The organism is Streptomyces sp. RG80 (assembly GCF_040446465.1).
Taxonomy (GTDB): domain Bacteria; phylum Actinomycetota; class Actinomycetes; order Streptomycetales; family Streptomycetaceae; genus Streptomyces.
Map to the genome: position 1 here is coordinate 185,712 of NZ_JBEAAJ010000009.1, position 23,445 is coordinate 209,156.

General features: G+C 71.8%; 23 protein-coding genes and 6 tRNA genes. 9 read left to right on the plus strand and 20 right to left on the minus strand.

What is annotated here, in order from left to right; all coding sequences use genetic code 11:
• Positions 1-39: 39 nt before the first annotated feature.
• From ABKA17_RS30540 to ABKA17_RS30565, 6 genes are all read right to left on the minus strand, one after another.
• A complete protein-coding gene (locus ABKA17_RS30540) occupies positions 40-633 on the minus strand; it encodes a hypothetical protein (RefSeq protein WP_353695521.1) in 594 nt (197 codons plus the stop codon).
• A gap of 10 nt (positions 634-643) precedes the next feature.
• Positions 644-1,519: a carbohydrate ABC transporter permease gene (locus ABKA17_RS30545; RefSeq protein ID WP_353695522.1), complete on the minus strand. Its 876-nt coding sequence runs from the start codon at positions 1,517-1,519 to the stop codon at positions 644-646.
• Positions 1,516-2,472: a carbohydrate ABC transporter permease gene (locus ABKA17_RS30550; protein ID WP_353695523.1), complete on the minus strand. Its 957-nt coding sequence runs from the start codon at positions 2,470-2,472 to the stop codon at positions 1,516-1,518. Before ABKA17_RS30550 ends, ABKA17_RS30545 begins: the two co-directional genes overlap by 4 nt.
• A 14-nt stretch (positions 2,473-2,486) precedes the next feature.
• Positions 2,487-3,773: an ABC transporter substrate-binding protein gene (locus ABKA17_RS30555; protein WP_353695524.1), complete on the minus strand. Its 1,287-nt coding sequence runs from the start codon at positions 3,771-3,773 to the stop codon at positions 2,487-2,489.
• A gap of 326 nt (positions 3,774-4,099) precedes the next feature.
• Positions 4,100-4,171 (minus strand) — tRNA-Val (locus tag ABKA17_RS30560).
• Positions 4,172-4,234: 63 nt separating this feature from the next.
• A complete protein-coding gene (locus ABKA17_RS30565; RefSeq protein WP_353695525.1) occupies positions 4,235-4,687 on the minus strand; it encodes a TIGR02611 family protein in 453 nt (150 codons plus the stop codon).
• Between the two features lie 191 nt (positions 4,688-4,878).
• Between ABKA17_RS30565 and ABKA17_RS30570 the strand changes: the two genes are divergently transcribed.
• Both ABKA17_RS30570 and ABKA17_RS30575 read left to right on the plus strand, forming a co-directional pair.
• Positions 4,879-5,292 carry an SsgA family sporulation/cell division regulator gene (locus tag ABKA17_RS30570; protein ID WP_004002642.1) on the plus strand — a complete coding sequence of 138 codons (414 nt, stop codon included), beginning with the start codon at positions 4,879-4,881 and terminating at the stop codon, positions 5,290-5,292.
• Between the two features lie 243 nt (positions 5,293-5,535).
• Entirely contained in the window at positions 5,536-6,096 is a 561-nt protein-coding gene (locus ABKA17_RS30575) for a CGNR zinc finger domain-containing protein (RefSeq protein ID WP_353695526.1), read from the plus strand.
• Positions 6,097-6,165: 69 nt separating this feature from the next.
• Here ABKA17_RS30575 and ABKA17_RS30580 read toward each other — a convergent pair whose 3' ends face one another.
• Together ABKA17_RS30580 and ABKA17_RS30585 are read right to left on the minus strand one after the other, a co-directional pair.
• Positions 6,166-6,318, minus strand: coding sequence for a hypothetical protein (locus tag ABKA17_RS30580; protein ID WP_170068264.1), 153 nt, complete (start codon positions 6,316-6,318; stop codon positions 6,166-6,168).
• Between the two features lie 156 nt (positions 6,319-6,474).
• Positions 6,475-6,915 (minus strand): hypothetical protein, encoded by a 441-nt coding sequence (locus ABKA17_RS30585; protein WP_353695527.1) that lies wholly within the window; start codon positions 6,913-6,915, stop codon positions 6,475-6,477.
• A gap of 202 nt (positions 6,916-7,117) precedes the next feature.
• Between ABKA17_RS30585 and ABKA17_RS30590 the strand changes: the two genes are divergently transcribed.
• Complete coding sequence (locus ABKA17_RS30590; protein ID WP_353695528.1) at positions 7,118-7,642, plus strand: DsbA family protein; 525 nt, start codon at positions 7,118-7,120, stop codon at positions 7,640-7,642.
• A 26-nt stretch (positions 7,643-7,668) separates the two neighbouring features.
• On the opposite strand, the gene ABKA17_RS30595 is transcribed toward ABKA17_RS30590, so the two are convergent.
• Genes ABKA17_RS30595 through ABKA17_RS30605 form a run of 3 tightly spaced genes read right to left on the minus strand, consistent with a single transcriptional unit; the run spans position 7,669 to position 10,453 of the window.
• Positions 7,669-8,493: a GNAT family N-acetyltransferase gene (locus ABKA17_RS30595; RefSeq protein WP_353695529.1), complete on the minus strand. Its 825-nt coding sequence runs from the start codon at positions 8,491-8,493 to the stop codon at positions 7,669-7,671.
• Positions 8,494-8,548: 55 nt separating this feature from the next.
• The gene (locus tag ABKA17_RS30600) at positions 8,549-9,370 is read right to left on the minus strand and encodes an aminotransferase class IV (RefSeq protein ID WP_353695530.1); all 822 of its coding nucleotides are present in this window, start codon (positions 9,368-9,370) and stop codon (positions 8,549-8,551) included.
• Between the two features lie 6 nt (positions 9,371-9,376).
• Positions 9,377-10,453 carry a chorismate-binding protein gene (locus tag ABKA17_RS30605; RefSeq protein ID WP_353695531.1) on the minus strand — a complete coding sequence of 359 codons (1,077 nt, stop codon included), beginning with the start codon at positions 10,451-10,453 and terminating at the stop codon, positions 9,377-9,379.
• A 177-nt stretch (positions 10,454-10,630) separates the two neighbouring features.
• Between ABKA17_RS30605 and ABKA17_RS30610 the strand changes: the two genes are divergently transcribed.
• The 5 genes from ABKA17_RS30610 to ABKA17_RS30630 all read left to right on the plus strand — a co-directional run bounded on the left by ABKA17_RS30610 (position 10,631) and on the right by ABKA17_RS30630 (position 11,098).
• Positions 10,631-10,703 (plus strand) — tRNA-Gly (locus tag ABKA17_RS30610).
• 39 nt (positions 10,704-10,742) lie between these two features.
• Positions 10,743-10,816 (plus strand) — tRNA-Cys (locus ABKA17_RS30615).
• Between the two features lies 1 nt (position 10,817).
• Positions 10,818-10,889, plus strand: a tRNA-Val gene (locus ABKA17_RS30620).
• A gap of 34 nt (positions 10,890-10,923) precedes the next feature.
• Positions 10,924-10,995 (plus strand) — tRNA-Val (locus tag ABKA17_RS30625).
• A 31-nt stretch (positions 10,996-11,026) separates the two neighbouring features.
• Positions 11,027-11,098, plus strand: a tRNA-Val gene (locus ABKA17_RS30630).
• 54 nt (positions 11,099-11,152) lie between these two features.
• Here ABKA17_RS30630 and ABKA17_RS30635 read toward each other — a convergent pair.
• The 4 genes from ABKA17_RS30635 to ABKA17_RS30650 form a co-directional block, all read right to left on the minus strand.
• Positions 11,153-11,440 carry a TFIIB-type zinc ribbon-containing protein gene (locus tag ABKA17_RS30635; RefSeq protein WP_353695532.1) on the minus strand — a complete coding sequence of 96 codons (288 nt, stop codon included), beginning with the start codon at positions 11,438-11,440 and terminating at the stop codon, positions 11,153-11,155.
• A gap of 80 nt (positions 11,441-11,520) precedes the next feature.
• Positions 11,521-12,462 carry a phosphotransferase family protein gene (locus tag ABKA17_RS30640; protein ID WP_353695533.1) on the minus strand — a complete coding sequence of 314 codons (942 nt, stop codon included), beginning with the start codon at positions 12,460-12,462 and terminating at the stop codon, positions 11,521-11,523.
• 359 nt (positions 12,463-12,821) lie between these two features.
• Entirely contained in the window at positions 12,822-13,010 is a 189-nt protein-coding gene (locus ABKA17_RS30645) for a hypothetical protein (protein ID WP_353695534.1), read from the minus strand.
• Between the two features lie 235 nt (positions 13,011-13,245).
• Positions 13,246-13,485, minus strand: a complete 240-nt coding sequence (locus ABKA17_RS30650) for a DUF8836 family protein (protein ID WP_353695535.1) — start codon at positions 13,483-13,485, stop codon at positions 13,246-13,248.
• Between the two features lie 196 nt (positions 13,486-13,681).
• Between ABKA17_RS30650 and ABKA17_RS30655 the strand changes: the two genes are divergently transcribed.
• Positions 13,682-15,034 (plus strand): serine/threonine-protein kinase, encoded by a 1,353-nt coding sequence (locus ABKA17_RS30655; RefSeq protein ID WP_353695536.1) that lies wholly within the window; start codon positions 13,682-13,684, stop codon positions 15,032-15,034.
• On the opposite strand, the gene ABKA17_RS30660 is transcribed toward ABKA17_RS30655, so the two are convergent.
• From ABKA17_RS30660 to cbiE, 5 genes are all read right to left on the minus strand, one after another.
• Positions 15,031-15,423, minus strand: a complete 393-nt coding sequence (locus ABKA17_RS30660; protein WP_353695537.1) for an NUDIX domain-containing protein — start codon at positions 15,421-15,423, stop codon at positions 15,031-15,033. The two genes, ABKA17_RS30655 and ABKA17_RS30660, sit on opposite strands and share 4 nt — an antisense overlap.
• On the minus strand, positions 15,423-16,241 hold the full coding sequence (locus ABKA17_RS30665) for a TrmH family RNA methyltransferase (RefSeq protein ID WP_353695538.1): 819 nt from the start codon (positions 16,239-16,241) through the stop codon (positions 15,423-15,425). Before ABKA17_RS30665 ends, ABKA17_RS30660 begins: the two co-directional genes overlap by 1 nt.
• 64 nt (positions 16,242-16,305) lie before the next feature.
• The gene (cobA, locus tag ABKA17_RS30670) at positions 16,306-17,538 is read right to left on the minus strand and encodes a uroporphyrinogen-III C-methyltransferase (protein WP_353695539.1); all 1,233 of its coding nucleotides are present in this window, start codon (positions 17,536-17,538) and stop codon (positions 16,306-16,308) included.
• 143 nt (positions 17,539-17,681) lie between these two features.
• Positions 17,682-21,794: a nicotinate-nucleotide--dimethylbenzimidazole phosphoribosyltransferase gene (gene cobT / locus ABKA17_RS30675; protein WP_353695540.1), complete on the minus strand. Its 4,113-nt coding sequence runs from the start codon at positions 21,792-21,794 to the stop codon at positions 17,682-17,684.
• A 368-nt stretch (positions 21,795-22,162) separates the two neighbouring features.
• Positions 22,163-23,374, minus strand: coding sequence for a precorrin-6y C5,15-methyltransferase (decarboxylating) subunit CbiE (cbiE, locus tag ABKA17_RS30680; RefSeq protein WP_353695541.1), 1,212 nt, complete (start codon positions 23,372-23,374; stop codon positions 22,163-22,165).
• Positions 23,375-23,445 lie beyond the last annotated feature (71 nt).

The following is a 23,445-nucleotide window of genomic DNA, read 5'->3' on the forward strand; positions in this document are numbered from 1 at the left end:
CCCAGGGCGCCGACCTTGTGACGGAGGGGGTACCGCGCGTCAGCGGTGCCGGTAGCGCTCCTCCACGGCGACGGCCGCCGCCACGACGGCCCCCAGCACGGGGACCGCCAGCGGCGCGACGAACATGGCGGACAGGGCTACGACACCCAGCCCGCAGACGACCAGGAAGGACCCGGCGGGATCGAGCACGGTCCGCCGCCCGGCGTCCGCGAGCAGCGCCCGCCAGGTGTCACCGGGCGCCCAGACGGCGGCCGCCCGCAGCAGGGCCACGACGACTCCGATCAGCGCGAAGATGCCGACGGCCCCGACGAGCGGCCCTCCGGGCAGCCCGGCCCGCGAGGCCAGCACGTCCACCCAGACCGCGCCGGCCACCGCCCACCCGGCGAGCCCCACGACCCACCCGCCGCGCACGGCCGTACGGAAGTCCTCCACGAACTCCCGCAGACCGCCGCCCTCGTGGCGGGTACGACGCCGAAGGTGCCGGGCGCCGGCGGCGAAGGCCGCGGGGTAGGTGACCACCCCGAGCGAGGCCACGGCGATCCACACCCCGGTGAGCAGACACTCGGCGAACACGCCGAACCGCTCGCCTCCGAGGAAGGACAGCCTGCGGGCCTTCACACGCGCTTGGGCCATGGGATTCGCCTCACTTCAGTCCGGACGTCGCCATACCGTCGATGAGGTACCGCTGGAAGGCCATGAAGAAGGCGATGACCGGAACCAGCGCCACCAACGACATCGCGATCATGCTGCCGTAGTTGGAGATGCCCTCCTGATCGCGGAACATCATCAGGCCGAGCGAGACGGTGTACTTGTCCGGGGTGTTGAGGTAGATCAACGGCCCCATGAAGTCGTTCCAGGCGTTGATGAAGGTGAAGATCGCGCTGGTGATGAGGGCCGGGCGGGTCAGCGGCAGCACGATGGACCAGTAGGTCCTGAAGTGCCCGCAGCCGTCGAGCTTGGCGGCCTCGTCGAGCTCCTTGGGCAGCCCGCGCATGAACTGCACCATCAGGAAGACGAAGAACGCCTCCGTGGCCAGGAACTTGCCCGCGACCAGCGGCACCAGGGTGTCGGTGAGCTCCAGCTTGCGGAACATCACGTACTGCGGGATGAGCAGCACGTGATACGGCAGCAGCAGGGTGCCGATCATCAGCGTGAACATCAGGTTCCGTCCCGCGAACCTGATCTTGGCGAAGGCGTAGGCGGTGAGCGAGCTGGACAGCACGACACCGGCCACGGCGAGGCCCGCGTACATCAGCGAGTTCGTGAAGAAGGTGCTGATGGAGATGCCGGAGATGCCGTCGGCGAGCCCGGAGAAGTTCTCCCAGACCGGCTTGGTGGGCAGCAGGTCGATGCTGGCGATGATCTCCTTGCTCGGCTTGAAGGAGGCGCCGAGCACCCAGATCACCGGGTAGAGGACGACCGCGAGGACGGCGAGCGCGCCCACGTGCCAGGCGATCGATCCGAAGCGCCGTCGCTCACTCGCGGTGTGGACGGCCGGACTGCTGGTGGCACTGGTCACTTGGCGGCCTCCTCGTAGTGCACCCACTTCTTCTGCGACCAGAACAGGACCGCCGTGACGAGCGCCACCGCGACCACCAGCGTCCAGGCCATCGCGGAGGCGAAGCCCATCTGGGCCTCCTTGAAGCCCTTCTGGTAGAGGTAACAGGTGTAGACGAGGGTGGCGTCGGCGGGCCCGCACTGGGTGTTGGAGACGACATACGCGGAGCCGAACACCTGGAACGCGTGGATGGACTCCAGCAGCACGTTGAAGAACAGCACCGGGGAAATCATCGGCAGCGTGATGTTCCAGAACCGCCGCAGCGGGCCGGCCCCGTCCATCTCTGCTGCCTCGTACAGCTCCTGCGGGACCTGCTTGAGGCCGGCGAGGAAGATGACCATCGGCGCGCCGAACTGCCAGATGCTCAGCGCCACCAGGGCGTAGATGACGTAGTCCGGGTTGCCGATCCAGCCCCCGACGTCGAGGCCGAAGATCTTCTGCCCGCGGTCCACGATCGCGTCGTCCGAGAACAGCGCCCGCCACACGAAGCCGACGGAGACGCTGGCGCCGATGAGCGAGGGCATGTAGAACGCGGCCCGGTACAGGCCCTGGCCGCGCCGCTTCTGTGCGAGCAGCAGCGCGACACCGAGCGCGAGCAGCAGCTTCAGCGGGGTAGCCACGACGACGTACTTGAGCGTGACCTCCACCGACTTCTGCCAGCGCGGGTCCTGGAACATCGTCGTGAAGTTGTCGAACCCCACCCACTCGGGCGGCGTGAACAGGTTGTACCGGGTGAACGCGTAGTACAGCGACGCGATCATCGGCCCCGCCGTGAGCACCAGGAACCCGGCGATCCACGGCGACATGAAGAGATAGCCGGCGATGTTCTCGCGGCGCCGCCCGCGCCGCCCGGCGACAGGAGCGGCGGACCGCTTCTTCGCCGGGCGCGCGGGCGCTTCCTTGACGAGCGTCATGGTGGTACGTCCCCTCAGCCCGCGAACGCGGCCTTGGCCTCGCTGAACAGCGCCTTGGCGGCGTCGGCCGGCTTGGTCTTGCCCTGGGAGACCTCGCCGCCGATGCGCAGGAACGCCGCCTCGATGACGTCGGCGCCCGACGGGTGCGGGGTGATCTTGCCGAGCACCCCGGCCTTGGCGACCTCTTCCTCGTACGCCTTGACGCCCTTGTTGTTGGCGTCGGTGGGCACGAACGCGTCGTACTGCTCGGTCGTGGAGAGGATGCCGCGGTCGTATCCCATGATCTTGCCGACCTCGGGGTCGTGGACCATGAAGGAGATGAACTGCGCGACCTCCTTGGGGTGCTTGGTCCCGGAGAAGGCGCTCAGCATCAGCGAACCGAGGTACTGGCCGGTCTGCTTGCCGTCGGTGGTGGGGATCGGCGCGAGCCCGTAGTCCGACTCGCCCTCGCCCTCGTAACGGATGGAGAAGTTGTCCCAGGTGAACTCGGACGCGGCGAGCCCTGCCGAAAGGCCGGACTTGGGCTGGACCTGCTCGATCTTCTTGGGGTCGGCGACGAGGCCGGACTTCACGCGCTTGTAGCCGTCCGACCACCACTGCGTCAGATCGTCCTCGGTGAAGCCGAGATCGGAGTCGGTGAAGAACGCCTTGCCGTTCTGACGGAGGTACAGGTCGTACAGGTACATGATGCCGAAGTAGCCCGTGTCACCGGCGATCTTCAGCTTGTCCTGGATCTTCTGGAGCGCGTCGAAGTACTCGTCCCAGGTCCAGCCCATCTTCGCCTCGACGCCCGCCTTCTTGAAGGCCTTGAGGTCGATGACGAGCGCCATGGTGTTGGCGCCGACGGGGATGCCGAGCTGCTTGCCGTCGACCTGACCGTTCGCCAGAACGCCGTTGCGGAAGTTCTCCAGGCTCAGATTCCCGGAGTCCGCCTGGGCCTTGAGGTCCAGCAGAACACCGCGCTTGTCGTACTTGCGCAGGAAACCGACCGCATTCTGGAATACGTCCGGCGGATTTCCACCGGAGGCCTGCGTCTGGAACTTCTCCCAGAACGCGGCGTAGTCGGTGAATTCGGGCTTTATCTTGATCTTCGGGTTCTTCTTCTCGAAGACCGCGATCGCCTTCTTCATGGCGATGGTGCGCGGCTCGCCGCCCCACCACGCGTAACGGAGTGTCACCGTCCCGTCGCCGGAACCGCTGTCACCGCCGCACGCGGTCGTCGCACCCAGCCCGATGGTGGTGGCCGAGGCCCCGGCCACCTTCAGGATCGTACGCCTCTCAACATTCCTGCTGGTTCCCATGTTGGGCCCCCTCCCCGCAGCGTCATTGCCGCCTGCATGAATCGTTTCAAGTAAGCGCTTGCTGGCACAAGCTACGAGGGGCCTCGGAGTGCGTCAATGATTCGGACAGGAATTTCTTGTGAAGCCGCAGGGCGAGTTGACGACGCGTCGGCGGCGAGCAGCCCGGGAAGCGGGACGAAGTCGCAGGTGAAGCGCGGGCATTCGGTGGATCGAACACGAACTGGCCGATCGGGCCCGGAAGTTGTCCGGCCGAAATTGGTCGGCGCCCGAAGGGCGGAAACGACGTCGGCCCGTCTGCGCTCTCGCAGACGGGCCGACGTTCCGGGTGGGCGATACTGGGTTCGAACCAGTGACCTCTTCGGTGTGAACGAAGCGCTCTCCCACTGAGCTAATCGCCCGGACGCAGAGAGAACATTACCCCATGTCAGGGGGTGCCTCGGCACCCCCCGCACGACCACCGGTCACTGGTTCTTGATGTTCCACGGCATCTCGAAGCCGAACTTGTAGAGGTAGACCCCGACGATCGCGGCCACGATCACCAGGCCGATCGACGTCAGGATGATGTTGCGCCGGCGCACCTTGGGATCGAGCGCCTTCTGGGCCGCCTCGGTCACCTTGCGCTTGGTCCAGCGCAGCACCAGCTGGGCCCAGACGAACTCGGTCGCCCAGATCGCCATACCGCCGAAGATCACGACCCAGCCGGGCCCCGGCAGCGGAAGCATGATGATGCCCAGCACCACCACCGCCAGCCCGATGATGAAGATCCCGACCTGCCAGCTCAGGTGCAGCACGCGGCGCGCCTTGATGAACTCCGGCGCTTTCGAGCCGAGTCCCTGCTCGCTCTGCGCCCCGCCGGTCTCCGCCTTGTCCGATGCCACGGCCACCTCGGCCCGCTCGTCACTCCCCGTATTCATACGGCCAAACTTTACCCGAGGGAAACCAGTCACCGGAATGGTCGTACCTCGCGAACAGGGTCTCGGCCGGAAGAGTTACGTAAAGGCACGCAAAACACTCAGAGGGGTTTACAACGGCACCGTAGGTGGCATGTCGATTTCGCCGACGTGCGAATCCCCGAGCGCACACTGAGCGAAAGGCCCTGGCGCTTATGAACACCACGGTCAGCTGCGAGCTGCACCTGCGCCTCGTTGTGTCGAGCGAGTCCTCCCTGCCTGTCCCCGCAGGCCTGCGGTACGACACGGCCGACCCCTACGCCGTGCACGCCACCTTCCACACCGGAGCCGAGGAGACCGTCGAGTGGGTGTTCGCCCGCGACCTCCTCGCGGAGGGCCTCCACCGGCCCACCGGCACCGGCGACGTCCGAGTCTGGCCGTCGCGCAGTCACGGTCAGGGCGTCGTGTGCATCGCCCTGAGCTCCCCGGAGGGTGAAGCACTGCTCGAGGCCCCGGCCCGGGCCCTGGAGTCGTTCCTGAAGCGAACGGACGCTGCCGTGCCCCCGGGCACGGAGCACCGGCACTTCGATCTCGATCAGGAGCTCTCGCACATCCTGGCGGAAAGCTAGGCCGCGAGACCTCACCAAGCCGCCCGGCGCCGTCGACTCGGGGTGACGGCTCGGGCCAAGACAACCGAATACGGGTAGGCACACCGGCGCCGTCGCCGCGGATTCCCGCGGGGGCGGCGCCGGTGCGTGCACCCGTCCCGGCCGGTTCACGCGGTCCGGGGCCGGTACGGGCGCCCCCGAAGGAACTACCATCGGCCAGCATCGGCGGGCGCCCGCCCGACCCCCCAGGCCAGGGAGCGAAACGTGCTGATCACCCATGACACCCGGTGTGCCCTCGATGCCGTGGTGGATCTGGTGAACACCGCACCGGAGGACACCACGACTCCGGACGCGCTGCCGGACGTCACAGCTCTCCAGGAATTCGTACGAAAGCACGACATCAGCGATGTCGGGACGCTCTCGGAGTTCGACCTCTCGGCGGTCCGCAAGATCCGCGGGCGGTTCGCGTCGATCTTCTCGGCACCGGACGCCAGGGCCGCCGCCCAGCAGATCAACGAACTGGTGGCGGCGGCGGGCACCACGCCCCGGCTCACCGACCACGACGGCTACGACTGGCATGTGCACTACTTCGCGCCCGGTGCCTCCGTCGCCGACCACCTGGCGGCGGACTGCGGGATGGCGCTGGCCTTCTTCGTGGTCGGCGGGGAGCAGGAGCGGCTGCGGCGCTGCGAGGCCCCCGACTGCCGACGGGCCTTCGTCGACCTGTCCCGCAACCGGTCGCGGCGCTACTGCGACAGCCGGACCTGCGGAAACCGGCTGCACGTGGCCGCGTACCGGGCGCGCCGAAAGGAGGCGGCGGGCTGACGCCCACGCCGTCCGACACCGGTGTCGACGTGGTACCCGGCGGGTGACGCCGGGTACCACGGGTACGGCTCAGAGCAGCAGCAGATCGTGCAGCGCAGCCATGAGCAGCAGACACCCGATCACCGCAAGGAAGATCATCAGCGGTGGCTGGGAAAGGGCGAAAAGGCATCCACGCGGCTCGTCCTGCGGCGGCGCGGTGTCGCTCTGTGTCGTGTCCAGCATCTCGCGGGCGATGATGACGCAGTCGGAGCCACCCGAATGACCAACACGCCCGGGAAGAAAGGGTAGTTCGCCGGATCCCGTGACGGTGTGTTCAGGTCGTGGACAGCTCTGGGACCGACCCTGATCGACTGTGTCGTTTCAGTGCGCCTGCGTCCGTCATATGCCGTGCTTCTTCAGGATGGCCTCGATGTCGCTGAAGTCCTCCCCGGCGCCGGCCCGCGGTGCGGCGGCGGGGCGGGCCGCCGGGCGGGAGGCCTGGCCCAGGGAGGGCGCCGAGGCCGCCGGGGCCACCGCCTCGGTCTGGGCGGACCGGGCCGCCCTGCGCTCCTTGCGAGTGCCGCCGCGCCGGCGCTCCACCGCGCGCGTGGTCGAGAAGAGCAGCCAGGAGGCGCCGAGCACCCCGAAGCCGGCCCAGGCCGTCGGGCTGAACGCGGTGTCCGCCACCCAGTCGACGACACCGGTCATCACCAGGCCGAGGGGCACGAGGGAGTACGCCGCGAGTCGGGCGGCCGCGAGATAGCGCTTGCGGTACGCCGTGACGGCCGCGATGCCCAGGCCGGCCGCGGCTACGGCGGAACAGACGGTCTCGGCAATCATCCGGTCCTCCAGGCAGGGCTCGCACGGGCAGTTCGTCCCTTCCATCCTGCACCGCCCACACCCCGCGGGGCCATGCTCCGGCCGGACATCAGGGACATCTCCGGGTCGGCTCCTCCCAAGGTGCCGGTGCGGGGTGCGGGTGGGGCCGTCGAGGGGACGGGGCCGATTGGGTCGTCGGCCGCCCGGCTGGGAGACTGACGGCATGAACGACTCCTCCCCCGTGCGTCCCGTCGTCCCCGTGCTCGACGTCTGGTGCGAGCTCCAGTGCCCGGACTGCCGCAGCGCGCTGGACGACGTCCGGGCCCTGCGTGCCCGCTACGGCGACCGGCTGGAGCTGCGGCTGCGGCACTTCCCGCTGGAGAAGCACAAGCACGCCTTCGCCGCCGCACAGGCCGCCGAGGAGGCCGCGGAGCAGGGCAAGGGCTGGGAGTACGTCGAGGCGGTGCTCGGCCGGGTCGAGGAGCTGGACCGTGCGGGCGAGCCCTTCCTGGTCCAGGTGGCCGGCGAACTGGGGCTGGACGCCGAGGAGTTCGACACCGCGCTGATCGACGGCCGGCACATCCTCATCGTGGACGCCGACCAGGCCGAGGGCAAGGCGATCGGCGTGACAGGCACCCCCACGTACGTCATCGACGGCGAGCGCCTCGACGGCGGCAAGAGCCAGGAGGGGCTGCGGGAGCGGATCGAGGAGATCGCCGACCGGCTGCTGGCCGCGCCGGGCGCCTGAGCCGTCGTACGCCTGCCGCCCGACGGCTACAGCAGCGGCTTGTAGAAGGAGTACTGCGTCGTCTCGTAGCCGAGGGACTCGTAGAGCCGCTCGGCCGGGGTGTTGCCCGCGAACACGTTCAGGCCCAGGGTCCGTCGGTCGAGGTCGTGCGCCTGGATCTCCGCCAGCAGCAGGAGCGAACGGCCGTGCCCCCGGCCGCGCTGGGCCTCGTCGACCTCCACGTCGAAGATGAAGGGTTTTCCGTCGCGCAGGGCGAGCCAGAGGACGCCCACGCGCGTGCCCTCGTGCTCCAGGACGGAGAGCCACGTGTTCTCGGTGGCGAGGCCCTGGGGCAGGAGCGTCTCGTGGTCGCGCTGCGACTTGGCGCGTGCCTCGGCCTCCGGTACGCCCCGCTGCATCCAGGTGCGCGCGTAGTCCTCCGACTCGTGCACCCACCACACCTCGAACTCCTCCGGCGTCATGGGCCGGGCGCTGCTGCCGGCGGGCAGTCGGGGCGGGGCGTCGCCGAGTTGCTTCACCATGCCGCGGTTGCGCAGCGCGTAGCCCAGGGCCTTGACGAGCCGCAGGGCCGCCTCGGCGGTCGCCGGTACGCCGGCCTCGATCTCCCGGCAGCCCCAGCCTCGCGCGACCTCCTCGGCGGCGAGCGCGGCCACCGTGGCCCGGCCGCGCCTTCGGTCGGGTTCCTCGATGCGCAGGTCGAGGATGCGGGCCACCGAGTCGCCGAAGGAGGGCGATGTGCCGAGGTGGACGGCGCCGACGGGGCGGCTGTTCACGCACACCTGGTAGTGGCGGGAGCGCGTGCCGTCGGGGTTGCGCTGGAGCGGCTCGGTCGGCCGCAGGGTCGTGGTCATCAGGGGTGTTCTACCCGTCCCCCGGCTCGGGGGCAGCCGAATTTCCGCGGCCTTTTCACGGATCGAGGTCGTCCCCGGCCCGCTCGTCGAAGATCCGCATGGCCTTGGCGGTGACCGGCCCCGGGGTGCCCGGCAGTTCGCGGTCGTCGACGCGGTGCACGGCCTGCACGTCCCGCAGCGTGGAGGTGAGGAAGACCTCGTCGGCGCGCTCGAGCACGTCCAGCGGCAGGTCGGTCTCCTTGGCGCCGGTCCATTCGGCGACCAACGCGCGCGTGATGCCCGCGAGGCAGCCGGAGGCGACCGGCGGGGTGTGGATCTCGCCGTCCAGGACGACGAAGACGTTCGACCCGGTGCCCTCGCAGAGCTGCCCGACCGTGTTCGCGAACAGCGCCTCGGTCGCGCCGTGCTCCCGGGCCCGGGCGAGGGCCACGACGTTCTCGGCGTACGAGGTGGTCTTCAGGCCGGCTAGGGCGCCGCGCTCGTTGCGGGTCCAGGGGACCGTGACCACGGTCGTGGAGTCGGGGCGGCGGGTGGTCTCGCCGAGGGCGACGACGAGCGTCGGGCCGTGCTCGCCGCGGTCGGAGCCGAGGGGGCCGTGACCGCCGGTGTAGGTGATGCGGAGCCGGCCGAGCGGCATGGGGTTGGCCTCGAGGACGGCCGCGCAGCCGCGGCGGGCCTCGTCGAGGTCGGGGGCGGGCAGCCCGAGGCCGCGCGCGGAGCGGGTCAGCCGGTCGAGGTGCCGGGTGAGCGCGAACGGCCTGCCGTCGACCGCCTTCACCGTCTCGAAGATGCCGTCGCCCACGGTCAGCCCGTGGTCGAGGACGGAGACACGGGCGGACTCGATGTCCTGCAACCCGCCGTCGAGCCAAACCTTCACTGGTCCCTACCTCGCATCTCTGTACCGCGGACCGGCCCCGTACGTCAGGGTCTCTCCGCTCACCTCGTACGTTCCCGACGCTACCGCGAGCAGCCGGGCCGCCTTCAGCTCGGTCTCCCGCCACTCCCCCTCGGGGTCCGACCCCCAGGTGATGCCGGCGCCGGTGCCGAACCTCAGCACGCCGTCCGCGCGGTCGATCCAGAAGGTGCGGATGCCGACGGCCAGCTCGCCGGTCCCGCGCTCGGCGTCGACCCAGCCGATGCCGCCGCAGTACGGGCCGCGGGGCGCGGTCTCCAGGGCGTCGATGATCCGCAGGGCACTGGACTTGGGGGCGCCGGTGACCGAGCCGGGCGGGAAGGCGGCGTCGAGCAGTTCGGGCCAGCCGTCCCCGTCGCGCAGTTCGCCGCGGACCGTCGAGACGAGGTGGACGAGTCCCGGGTGCTTCTCCACCGCGCACAGGTCGGGGACGCTGACGCTGCCGGTGGCGCAGACCCGGCCGATGTCGTTGCGGACCAGGTCCACGATCATGACGTTCTCGGCGTAGTCCTTCTCCAGGAGGTCCGCCTCGGTGCGCCCGGTGCCCTTGATCGGGCCGGACTCCACGACCCGCCCGTCCCGGCGCAGGAACAGCTCGGGCGAGGCGGTGGCTATCTCCACACCGTGCTCCGGCAGCCGAATCGTTCCCGCATACGGTGCCGGGTTGCCGCGGGCCAGCAGGGCGGTCAGCGCGTCCACGTCGGCGTCGGGCGCCACCGGCGCGGTCAGTACGCGGCAGAGGTTCGCCTGGTAGACCTCGCCGGCCGCGATGTGCTCCCGGATGCGCCGGACGCCGGCCGTGTATCCGGCGCGGTCCAGGGAGGAGCTCCAGTCGCCGGCCGCCGGGCCGTGCCATCCCCCGGGCACCGGGGCGGGCACCGGCTCCTGCCGTACGTCGCGGAAGCGGGCGCAGGTCAGGCGGCCCCCGAAGTCGGCGCAGACCGCCCAGAAACCGTCGGAGTCCAGGGCGGCCGGGTCGCTGGTGACGTCGAGGAGGCCGGTCGCGACGCGGTCGCCGAAGCGGGCGAGAGGAGGGAGGTCGAGCACGCGTCGAGTCTATGGCGGGTGTCCCACGGGTGACCTGGTCATGTCCCTCCGGGGCCCCTGACCACGTGCTGAAGCGGGTGCAGCGCAGCACGCTGCACAAACGCGTTTTTGTGCTGGCCCCGGAATCCGCTAGAGTTCAACACGTCGCCGGGCCGCGAGAGCGGGACGGAAAGACAGGCGAACGTAGCTCAGTTGGTAGAGCGCAACCTTGCCAAGGTTGAGGTCGCGAGTTCGAACCTCGTCGTTCGCTCGAAAGAGCAAGGGGATCTTCCCGACCCCCTACACTCCTGGTGGAGTGGCCGAGAGGCGAGGCAACGGCCTGCAAAGCCGTCTACACGGGTTCAAATCCCGTCTCCACCTCCAAGGACGATTAGCTCAGCGGGAGAGCGCTTCCCTGACACGGAAGAGGTCACTGGTTCAATCCCAGTATCGTCCACTGGATCTTCGACAGATCACCGAAGGTCTGACCCGCGCGATTAGCTCAGCGGGAGAGCGCTTCCCTGACACGGAAGAGGTCACTGGTTCAATCCCAGTATCGCGCACGCAGTACACACGGCCCGTAGCCGTGATCCCGCGCGATTAGCTCAGCGGGAGAGCGCTTCCCTGACACGGAAGAGGTCACTGGTTCAATCCCAGTATCGCGCACACACCGAAGCCCCCGGCCCTGCGGCCGGGGGCTTCTTCGTGGCCGGTCGGCTGTCAGCTGGAGAACAGCATGTGGCCGAAGCTCTTGTGGCGCTTGTGACCGTAGTGGCCGCCATGACCGCCGTGCGGGGCACCCCAGGCGGGAGCCGCGGGTGCCGCCGGGTAGGCCTGCGGGGCGGCCGGGGGCGGCGGAGCGGGCTGGGACCACTGGGACTCCACCCGGGTCAGCGCCTCCAGCTCGCCGTAGTCGAGGAAGATCCCGCGGCAGCCGCTGCACTGCTCGATCTGAATACCGTTGCGGTTGTACGTGTGCATGGGCGCGTGACACTTCGGACACTGCATCGTCGGCTCAACTCCTCGCCGGTTGGTCCTGCTTCGCGTTACGCCAGGACAGACACTGTCCGGCTCCGGTCGGTTGCACCCTACTTCGCGTTGGTCCGGGTCAACTCGGGTGGGGCGGAACCCATTCGGGCACAGGCGTCGACGAGGCACTGTTCGACCTCGTCCAGGGGGCGGTCCGCGGTGACGGCCTTGGCGATGGCGCGGGCCGCGGTCTGCACGGTGAGGGCGCGGGCCGGGACGTCCAGGGCGGGCCAGGGGTCGCCGTGCGCGGGGACGGCCGGGCCGTCGGCGGCGCGGTAGGCGGCGAGGAAACGTGCCCATTCGTCGGGCGGGAGCAGGCCGCAGGCGTACCAGGCGGCCGGGCGGGCGAGGTCCCAGGCGGGGACGCCTCGTCCCAGGTCGTCGACGTCGATGAGTCGCCACGGGCCGTCGGGGGCGGGGTGGCGGACGAGCTGGCCGAGGTGGAGGTCGCCGTGGCAGAGGGTGGTGGTGTCCGGCATGGGGGTCTCGGCGCGGGCCCAGGGCGGGAGAGCGGACCAGGCGGTGAGGACGGGGCGCACGAGGTGTTCGGGGGTGCCTGTGGTGGTGCGGAGGCGGGTGACGGCCTGGGCCGCCTTGGCCGGGCCGCGCATCTCGGGGAGGCCGGGTGGGGCGGGGGTTCGGTGGAGGTGGGCGAGGAGGGTCGCCGCCTCCTCCCAGGGGGCCGCGTCGGGGTCGTCCGGGTCCACGGGGGTGCCGTAGGGCCAGAAGGTGACGAGGCGGTCGTGGAGGTCGACCGGGGTCGGGGTGAGTGGGGGGAGGAGGGTGTCGGGGAGGGCTGTCGCGGTGGTGAGGCGGGGGGTCAGCTCGGTGGGGTCGGTTCCGGGGGCGTGGGCCTTGGCTACGGTGTCGGCGTGGCGGACGACTGTGGCGTCGGGGCGGTCGGCTAGGACGGTTGCGCCGCAGGGGCAGGCCGTTGTGGCTGTGTGGGCCTGGGCTCGGGCTCTCGACGTGAGCTCGGTGAGCAGGGGGGTGGGGGTCACGGGGCTCCCTGGGCGGTGCGGGTCTGGTGGCGAGGGTACGTGGCGTTGTGGCGGGCCTGGAGTGTTTCGCCCCCGCCGCCCCTACCCGTTCCCATCCACCAGGGGCTGCCGCCCCTTCGACCCCGCCCCCAGGGGGCTCCGCCCCCTGGACCCCCGACGGCCCTGAAGGGGCCTTGTCCTCAAACGCCGGACGGGCTGGGATTGCCTGGGCCGGCATTCAGAGGGACAGGACACAGCAATGCCGGCGCAGCTCCCCAGCTGCGCCGGCATTTTTTGCCGTCCGCCGCACCCCCGTCCCCACGGGGTTTCATGGGTGGATGTCCCCGCCCGGACCGCTCTTCCGGGCCTGGGGTCGCCGCTCAGCGCCCCAGCATCACTCCCACGGACGACGCCTGTGTGGCCACCGTCTCCCAGCCGTCGAAGACGAGGAGGAGCAGGGCCGCCAGGGGGAGGGCCATGAGTGTCGCCACCAAGGGGTGGCGACGACCCTGACGGCGGGGCTTGCGCTCCTGGGTGCGGATCAGTGTCCGCGGTGCCGTGTGGGCCATGGTCCCTCTCCTGACCGTTCTTGCGTTGTCTTTGGCAGCGGCGGGTGTCTGACCTCGGGGGACGAGTGCTGCACCCGCCGCTTGACCTCAAATCTAGGTGCCCGGCGTCCTGCGGGCGTCATGCCCTCGTACCGATTGCCGGGCCTCCCGGAGGATGAGCCATGACCTGCGGAGTACTCCCCTGGGTGGAGACGGGGACCTAGGTCTCCGGGTCTTCCCTGAGGGGGTGCCCGGTCTATCCTGCTTTCTCCGAGGCGTCCTCGCGCGGCACCGGCTGCTCGACCAGCGCCAGCACGCGGTTCGCCATGAAGCGGGCGGTGCGGACCACCGAGCCGCTCCGGGTGACTTCGCTCACTTCCACGACACCTCGACGTACCGCCGTCTCCACCCGACGGCCCGCCCTGCTCGCCACCACCTCGTAGGTACGGGTCGTGTCCCCCGCATCCACGACTATCTCCACGCGATCACCCTTCACGGGTTCAATCCCCCTTCTTCGGTGGGTGGTTGGGAGTGCCGGTACGGCAACGGCGCCCTGCTTCCACGCTCCCTGACCACCTCTCAATTCTCCCACCCGGCACTGACAATCCGTCGGGACGAGAGGGCGCGGCCTCTGCGCGCGGGCGGCCGTGGAAACGTAAGCTGTCGCTCGTCACACGGACCGGGCAGCGGGGATGAACATGGCGATGATGCGCCTGAGGCGCGAGGACCCGCGCGTCGTCGGCTCGTTCAGGCTTCACAGACGGCTCGGCGCGGGCGGGATGGGCGTCGTCTACCTGGGCTCCGACAAGAAGGGGCAGCGGGTCGCGCTGAAGGTGATCCGGCCCGATCTCGCGGAGGACCAGGAGTTCCGCTCGCGGTTCGCCCGTGAGGTCTCCGCCGCGCGACGGATCAGGGGTGGTTGCACCGCCCGGCTCGTCGCCGCCGATCTGGACGCCGAGCGGCCGTGGTTCGCCACGCAGTACGTGCCCGGGCCCTCCCTGCACGACAAGGTCGCCGACGAGGGCTCCCTGGTCGCGGCCGAGGTCGCCGCCATCGGGGCCGCCCTGTCGGAGGGGCTCGTGGCGGTGCATGAGGCCGGGGTCGTGCACCGGGATCTCAAGCCCTCCAACATCCTGTTGTCCCCCAAGGGGCCGCGGATCATCGACTTCGGCATCGCCTGGGCCACGGGGGCCTCGACTCTTACGCATGTGGGGACGGCCGTCGGGTCGCCCGGCTTCCTCGCGCCCGAGCAGGTGCGCGGCGCCGCCGTCACCCCGGCCACGGATGTGTTCTCGCTGGGGGCCACGCTGGCGTACGCCTCGATGGGTGACTCGCCCTTCGGGCACGGCAGTTCCGAGGTGATGCTGTACCGCGTGGTGCACGAGGAGGCACAGCTGGCCGGGGTGCCGGACGCGCTGGCTCCGCTCGTGCGGGCCTGTCTCGCGAAGGACCCGGAGGAGCGGCCCAGCACGCTCCAACTGTCGTTGCGGCTCAAGGAGATCGCCGCTCGGGAGGCCCAGGGTCTCGCGGATGTACGGCCGCCCGGTCCGCGGGCGGGTGACGTGGACCGGCCCACCGGGCGGCTCGCCGAGAGCAATCCGGAGCAGCAGCGGGTGCAGCGACGCCCGCAGGGGCAGGCGCCGGGGCCCACCCAGCGCACTCCCCCGCCCCGCGGCCCGGTCTCGCGCGGGCCCGCGCCGTCCTCGCGGAACGGGGCTCCGTCCCGGGGCGGTGCCACGGCCTCCCGGGGCGGGACGCGGCCCACGCCCGCCTCGCGTGACACCACGCGCTCCGGCAACCGTCCGACGCCGAGGAGCGGTACCGGTCGGCCGGGGCCGCGGACCACCGGGACGGGGCGGCGCCCGGCGAATCCTCGCCTGCTGCGGCAGCGGCTGTTCGTGTTCGTGGTGGTGACGCTGCTGGTCGCGCTCGGCATCGCCGCGGCCCAGGGGTGCCAGGGGCCCGCCCGTGGGCTCGACGGCAACCGTGATGTCGTACGGCATCAGCAGATGCATCTGCCGCCCACGGATGGGACGTCCGACTAGAGGGTCGGCAGGATTCTGTCGAAGAATTCGAGGTCGCCCTCGAAGATCGGCGCGAGGGTGGGGAACTCGTCCGGGGTGATCCAGCGGGCCTCGGCCACTTCCACGGGGTCGGGGATCACCTCGCCGTCGTCGGCGCGGGCCGTCCACCAGTGGAGGCGGAAGCGGCCGTCGTCGGTCTGTGACTCCCAGACCTTCGCCAGGGGGACGACGGTGAGGCCGACCTCCTCACGGACCTCGCGCAGGAGTGCGTCCCGCTGGGTCTCGCCCGGTTCGATGCGGCCGCTGAGCGGTTGCCAGTAGCCGGGGCGGGAGATGGTGGGGCCGCGGCGGACGACCAGCAATCGGTCGCCTCTCAGCAGGACCGCGACGATCGCCTCGCCCCGCGCCATCAGAGTTCGGGGCGGCCCGTGGCCACCGCGTAGAAGGCGACCGCTGCCGCCGCGCCCACGTTGAGGGAGTCGACGCCGTGGGCCATCGGGATGCGGACCCATTCGTCGGCGGCGACCAGGGCCTGGGTGGACAGGCCGTCGCCTTCCGCGCCGAGCATCAGGGCGACCCGGTCCATCCGGTGCGGGGCGGCCTCGTCGAGGGTCTTGGCCTTCTCGTCCGGGGTGAGGGCCAGGAGCGAGAAGCCCGCCTCGCGCACCGACTCCAGGCTCTTGGGCCAGCTGTCGAGACGGGCGTAGGGGACGGAGAAGACCGCGCCCATCGAGACCTTGACGCTGCGGCGGTAGAGGGGGTCCGCGCAGTCCGGGGAGAGCAGGACCGCGTCCATGCCGAGCGCCGCCGCCGAGCGGAAGATCGCGCCGATGTTGGTGTGGTCGTTGACCGACTCCATGACCACCACCCGGCGGGCGGTCTGGAGGAGGTCGGTGGCCGTCGGGAGCGGCTTGCGCTGCATGGAGGCGAGCGCGCCGCGGTGCACGTGGTAGCCGGTGACCCGCTCGGCGAGCTCCGGGCTGACCGCGTAGACCGGGGCCGGGAGTTCGTCGATGACGTCGCGCATGACGTCGACCCACTTGGCGGACAGCAGCATCGAACGCATCTCGTACCCGGCGTCCTTGGCCCTTCTGATGACCTTCTCGCCCTCGGCGATGAACAGGCCCTCGGCGGGTTCTCGCTTGCGGCGCAGTTCGACGTCGGTCAGGCCTGTGTAGTCGCGCAGGCGCGGGTCTTCGGGATCCTCGACGGTGATGAGATCGGCCACAGGGTGATACTGCCTTGCTCTGGGTGCGGTGCCAACGGCTGGGAACGAGTTGGGTTACCCGGGGTTACTCGGATGCCTCGGGGCCGACGTTGACGACCTCGCCGATGACGATGACGGCCGGCGGCCTGACCTCCCGCGCGACGACCGTCTCGGCGACCGTCGCGAGGGTGGCGTCGACGCGGCGCTGGGCGGCCGTCGTGCCCTCCTGAACGAGGGCGACCGGGGTGTCCGGGGACTTGCCGTGGGCGACGAGCGTCTCGGCGATCTTTCCGATCTTGTCGACGCCCATGAGGACGACCAGGGTGCCGGTCAGCTTCGCGAGCGACGGCCAGTCGACCAGGGACCGCTCGTCGTCAGGGGCGACATGGCCGCTGACCACCGTGAACTCGTGTGCGACACCGCGGTGGGTGACCGGGATGCCGGCCGCGCCCGGGACCGAGATCGAGCTGGAGATGCCGGGGACGACGGTGCAGGGGATGCCGGCCTCGGCGAGGGCGTGCAGTTCCTCCATGCCACGGCCGAAGACGTAGGGGTCGCCACCCTTCAGCCGGACCACCGACTTGCCCTGCTTGGCGTGCTCGATCAGGGCGTTGTTGATGGCCTCCTGTGCCATGAAACGGCCGTAGGGGATCTTCGCCGCGTCGATCACCTCGACGTGCGGCGGGAGTTCGGCGAGGAGGTCGCGCGGGCCGAGGCGGTCGGCGATGACGACGTCGGCCTCGGCGAGCAGGCGACGGCCGCGGACCGTGATGAGGTCCGGGTCGCCGGGGCCGCCGCCGACGAGGGCGACGCCCGCCGTGCGGGTGCGGTGGTGGGGCGCCACCAGGGTGCCGTCGCGGAGGCCTTCGACCACGGCGTCGCGGATGGCGGCGGTGTGGCGGGGGTCGCGGCCGCGCGCGTCCGTGGTCAGGACGGCCACGGTGACGCCCTCGCTGTGGCCGGTGGCGGGCGTCCAGGCCGTCGCCCGGTCGGCGTCGTCGGAGCGGACGCACCAGACGCGGTGCGCCTCGGCTTCGGCGGAGGCCGCGGTGTTCGCGTCGGTGTCGCTGGTGGCGATCAGGGCGTACCAGGCGTCGGCGAGGTCGCCTTCGGCGTACGGCCGCTTCTCCCAGGTGATCTCGCCCGTGTCCGCCATGGCCTCGACCGAGGGGGTCGCCTCGGGCGACACGAGGAGGACGTCCGCGCCCGCCGCGATCAGGGCCGGCAGGCGGCGCTGGGCGACCTGACCGCCGCCGAGGACGACGACCTTGCGGCCGGTGAGACGGAGGCCTACGGGGTAGGCGGGGTTTTCGGCCATGAGGGTGCGGCTCCTCGTACGGGCGATGCGATGGGCGCTACGGCTCTGGAGCTGCCCTGACGTGCGGATTTTAAGCTGCGGATTCAGCGTACGGCGGGGGTGGGGTCGGCGCGACGGACGCCCACCCCACCCCCGTACCGGCGCTACTTCTCGGTGACGCCCGCCGAGTCGAACGTCGCCACCTCGTGCATCGCGCGTGCGGTGCTCTGCACCAGCGGCAGGGCGAGCAGGGCACCCGTGCCCTCGCCGAGGCGGAGGTCGAGGTCGACCAGGGGGCGCAGGCCGAGCTTGTTGAGGGCGGCCACGTGCCCGGGCTCCGCGCTGCGGTGGCCGGCGATGCAGGCCGCCAACACCTCGGGGGCGATGGCACGGGCGACCAGGGCTGCGGCGCCGGCGCTGACGCCGTCCAGGATGACCGGGGTGCGCAGGGAGGCGCCGCCGAGCAGGAGGCCGACCATGGCGGCGTGTTCGAAGCCGCCGAGCGCGGCGAGTACGCCGATGGGGTCGGCCGGGTCCGGCTGGTGGACCTCGATGGCACGGCGGACGACCTCGGTCTTGCGGGCGAGGGTCTCGTCGTTGATGCCGGTGCCCCGGCCGGTGACCTCGGCCGGGTCGGTGTCCGTGAAGACGGAGATCAGGGCGGCGGACGCGGTGGTGTTCGCGATGCCCATCTCGCCCGTCAGGAGGGCCTTGTTGCCGGCCGCCACCAGGTCGCGGGCGGTCTCGATGCCGACCTCGATGGCCTGCTTGGCCTCCTCGCGGGTCATCGCGGGACCGGTGGTCATGTCGGAGGTGCCCGCGCGGACCTTGCGGGGCAGCAGACCGGGGGTGGCGGGGAGGTCGGCGGCGACACCGACGTCCACCACGCACACCTCCGCGCCGACCTGACTGGCGAAGGCGTTGCAGACCGCGCCGCCGCCGAGGAAGTTGGCGACCATCTGGGCGGTCACCTCCTGCGGCCAGGGGGTGACGCCCTGGGCGTGCACACCGTGGTCGCCGGCGAAGATCGCGACGGCCGCGGGCTCCGGGATCGGCGGCGGGCACTGCCGGGACAGCCCGGACAGCTGCGCGGAGATGATCTCCAGCATGCCGAGCGAGCCCGGCGGCTTGGTCATCCGCTTCTGGCGTTCCCAGGCCTCGCCGAGCGCCTTGGCGTCCAGCGGGCGGATCTGGGCGACGGTCTCGGCGAGCAGGTCGTGCGGCTCCTCACCGGGCAGCGCGCGACGGCCGTACGTCTCCTCGTGCACCACCCAGGACAGCGGGCGGCGCTTGGACCAGCCGGCCTGCATCAGCTCGGGCTCGTCCGGGAACTCGTCGACGTAGCCGACGCAGAGGTAGGCGACGACTTCGAGGTGCTCGGGCAGGCCCAGGGCGCGGACCATCTCGCGCTCGTCGAAGAAGCTGACCCAGCCGACGCCGAGGCCCTCGGCGCGGGCGGCGAGCCAGAGGTTCTCGACGGCGAGCGCGGAGGAGTACGGGGCCATCTGCGGCTGGGTGTGCCGGCCGAGGGTGTGGCGGCCGCCGCGGGTCGGGTCGGCGGTGACGACGATGTTGACCGGGGTGTCGAGGATGGCCTCGATCTTCAGTTCCTTGAACTGCTTCGCCCGGCCCTTGGGGAGGGACTTGGCGTACGCGTCGCGCTGGCGCATGGCCAGTTCGTGCATGGAGCGCCGGGTGTCCGCGGAGCGGATGACCACGAAGTCCCACGGCTGCGAGTGGCCGACGGACGGCGCGGTGTGGGCCGCCTCCAGGACGCGGAGCAGCACCTCGTGCGGGATGGGGTCGCCGCGGAAGCCGTTGCGGATGTCGCGGCGCTCACGCATGACCTTCAGGACGGCCTCGCGCTCGGCGTCGTCGTAGGCGGGCGCGGCCGGGCCGGTGGACTGGCGTACTTCTTCCACGGGGGCCGTGCTTTCTTCCTGATCGGCGGCCCGGGTGTCCAGGTCGTCGGCGTGCTGTACGAGTTCCGGGTCGCCGTCGCGGGGCGCGGGGACCGCGGGGTGCTCCTCCGGGGGGAGGACGAGCGCCTGCGGCGGGGTCGGCGCGAGGTGCGGGGTCGTCGGCACCGAGCCCTCGACCGGCACGAACTGACCCAACGGCGGCGGCACCTCCGCGACCGGCTGGGCCTGGTCGACGAACAGGACCTGGGGGCCCGCGGGTTCGCCGACGAGCGACTGCGCCGGGACCGGGTCGCCCTGCGCGGGGACGGCCTGGAGGTCGTCGGAGGGGGCGTCGGCCGGGGAGACGGCGGTCACCGGGTCGTGGGTGTCGGGGACGTCGGCGGGCTGTACGGCGGCGTCGACGAGGGCCGGCTGCTCGGTTCGCTCTTGCGGGGCGCCCACGGGGGCCGCTTCGGCGGGGATGCTCTCCGGCTGCGCGATGTGCTCCGCGACGGCGACGGGCGCCTCCGGCTGCGCGACGGCCACGGCGTCCACGGGCTGCGGCGGCTGCTCCGCCTCGGCGGGCTCGGGGAACGGCACGGCTTCGGGGGCCTCCGGGGCGGGGGGGACGGCTTCGGGGGCCGGCGGCGGCATCGGTACTGCGGCTTCGGCGGGGGTGACGACCTGCTCGGCCTCGGGGGCCGGTGCGAGGTCGGACGCCGGGAGGGCCGCTTCGGGCATCGGCGCGGGCTCGGGCGCGGCGGCTTCGGCGGCCGGCGCGAGGTCCGGTACGGCGGTCTCGGTCACGGCGGCCAGGGGTGCCGGCTCCTGGCCGGACTCGGGGCCGACGGGCTCCGACGCCTGCACCGGCACGGCCTGCGGCTCGATGGCCTCGGCTACGGCGGTGGGGGCAACGACCTGATCGGCCTCGGGACCGGGCACCTCCTGCACCGGCAGGGGCGCGGGTTCGACGGTCTCGGACGCGAGCGGCGCCTCGGGGGTCTGGGCGGCGTCCGGCACGGGCACGGCGTCCGGGATCTGCTCGGCGTCGGGTGCGGGGACGACATCCGGGAACTGAGGGGTGTCGGCCACGTCGGTTGCGCCGGTCACTTCGGTCGCGTCCACGGCGACCGAGGTCTGGGCTGGGTCGACGACGTCCTCGGCGACCGGGAGTTGCCCGGCCTCCGGAGCGGAGGCGGTGCCGGCGTCGGCGCCCTCGGTCGGGCCGGGCTCACCCGTCGCCTCGGCCGTGGGAGCTTCCGCGCCTTCCGGGACGGGCGCGGCGATCACCGGTGCCTCCGCGGCGTCCGGTGCGGTCGCCTCGGCCGGGAGAGGTACGGCGTCCGGGAGGGGCGCGGCGTCCGGAACGTGCGAGGCGACGGGGGCCTCCCCCGCCACCTCAGCCTCCCCCGCGTGCGCGGGCGCCACCGCGGCCAGGTCAGCGGCCTCCGGGAGCTCTCCGGACACCGGCACCTCAGCGCCACCGGCCTGCGCGTACGCGCCCGCGCCCGTGTCCGCGTCTGCGCCCGCGTCCGTGGGAGCGCCCTCGGGCGCCGGGACTCCCTCGGGCACCGAGGCTCCTTCGGGCACCGGCGCGTAGCCGTCCCCGGGAGCACCCGCGGCCTCCGGCGCCTGGACGCCCTCGGTCTCGTAGGTCGCTTCGGCGACGGGCATGCCGTCGGCACCCACGGCGGCCTGCTCGGTGTACCCGCCGTCCTGGGGCTGCGGTGCTCCGGTCGCGGCGACCGCTTCCGTGGTGAGGCGGGCCATGGTGGCCTGGGCGGCGCCCACCGGTTCGGGGGCCTGCTCCGGCACCGGGACAACCGTTTCGGCAGCCGGGGCCACGGCGCTCACCGGAGCCGGGGCGCCCCAAGGGGTGGCGCCCTGCGGGGACATCTCGCGCAGCGGCTGCGGGACGTCGAGGTATTCGGGGCCGACGGTCGGCGGGCCCGCCTGGCGCACCGGGGCGCCCGCGGGGCCGCGGTCGGCGAGGGAGCGGACCGGGCTGGCGGAGGCGTCCGGAATGGGCGGGCCGAGGTGCAGGGGCCGGCGCGGAGTGATGGGCGGGATCGGCAGCGACGGGGCCGGTGCCGGGTCGGGCGGGCGGACCGCGCTGAGGTCGTGCGAGCCGCTGTCGCGGCCGGACATCTCGTGCGGTCCGGGCTCGTGGACGGTCTCGACGACCGGCTCCGGCGCCGGTGGGGCGACCTCGTTGCCCCAGGCGCCCTGGGCACCGGGCAGCAGCAACAGGTCTTCGTCCTCGGCGGTGGTCTCGGAGAGGTAGGTGTACGCACCGTGCGCGGGAACGCCCGGCTGCTCCACCATGCCTGCGTTCTCCGGCAGTCCCTCGCCCGGGACCTGGCCGGTGTCGGTCATGCGTACCCCTCGCCCATCGGTTAGTGCTTCTACGACCAGCTCACCGGGAACGGCGCACCGACCGCCCCCCGCAGTGAAGAACGAGCGTGCGTGCCCAGCGGCACGAACGGCCCGCCGAGAAAGACGACAAAGCCATTAACTGGCATTGTCCCGGCCGTTCCCCCGTCGCGACAGGTTGATCCGCGACAGCCCGCTGTGGACTGCGCCACGTTGCGCGTCCTCCGGTTCTGCCGTACCACACCTACCCCAAAACGGGCGCGTTTTCCGGACATTGACGAACGAAAGGCCGGGCCACCCGGAGCGGTACAACAGTCGGCCAGCCTACCGCGCGCGGTACGACAACAGGATCACCGGGACGGCGAACCGGGTCAGGCCGTGCGGTCCGGGAGGACCCCGCTGAGCAGGAACGCGACGCTCCGCTCCGTCTCCGTCCAGGCCCGGGTGTCGAGTTCGACGGACTGGATGAGGGCGCACTCGACGCGGTAGCCGTGTTCGGTCAGGTCACGGCCGACGAGTTCGGCCTCGTCGCGGGTCATGGCGTGGGTGACGATGCGCTGCGGACGGCGGTCGGCGACCGCGGAGACGACGGCCGCTCCCCCGCCGCCGACGCGTACGACGTCCGGCTCGGGGAGGTTCTCCAGGACGTGCGGGGCGGTGCCGCGCACGATCTGGAGCTGGACGCCGAGGCGGCGGGCGGCGGCGTCGGTGCGGCCGCAGGCGATGAGGTCCCGGTCGACGGCGAGCACGGCGGCACCGGCCCGGGCGGCCTCGACGGCGAAGGCTCCGCCGCCGCAGCCGATGTCCCACACGAGGTCGCCGACGCGGGGCCCGAGCCGGGCGAGTTGGGCCGCGCGCAGCAGCTCGGTCTCGCCCTCGCCGAGCGGGCCGTCGTAGGCCTCGGCGGGCAGTGCCCAGCCGCGGGGTCCGGCGGCCGGCTCGCGGCCGGAGATCCAGCCGCCGCCGTCCTGCGGGCTCACGGGGCCGCCGATGACGATGACGACGTTCGGGTCGCGCCAGCTGTGGTCGGCGGCCTTGTCGGAGGTGAGGATCGTGACCTGTTCGCGCTCGGTGCCGAGTTCCTCGCAGATGACGAAGGTGCGGTGGACGCCTTCGAGGAGGAGGCCGAGTTCGGCGGGGCCGGCGCCGGGTGAGGTGAGGACGGCGACCTTGGTGTGGGCGCGGCACACGTTCACCGCGCGTCGCAGGGTGCGCCGGTGTGCCACGACCACCTGGGCGTCGTCCCAGGGCATGCCCGCGCGGGCGAAGGCGGCGGCGACCGAGGAGACGGCGGGCACGACCTCGACCTCCAGGCCGAACTCGGGCGCGCGCAGGGTTCGTACGACTCCGAAGTACCCGGGGTCCCCGTCGGCGAACACGACCGCGGTGCCGCGATGACCAGCGATCCGGCGGGCGGCCAGCGAGACGCTGCCGAGGCGGATGCGTTCGGCGGAGGCGGGCACCTCGGGCAGTGCCAGGTGATGGGCGGCGCCCGCCACCAGCGTGGCGGCGCCGAGCGCGGCGCGTGCCGCGGCGGTCAGCGGCGAGCCGTCCCAGCCGATCACCGTGACCCGGTCGGCCATTTTCGTCAGTCTCCAGAGGGTTCGCGCAGGTCGTCAGGGGCGGGCTCCGTGAGGGTACCTGGTCGGCCCGG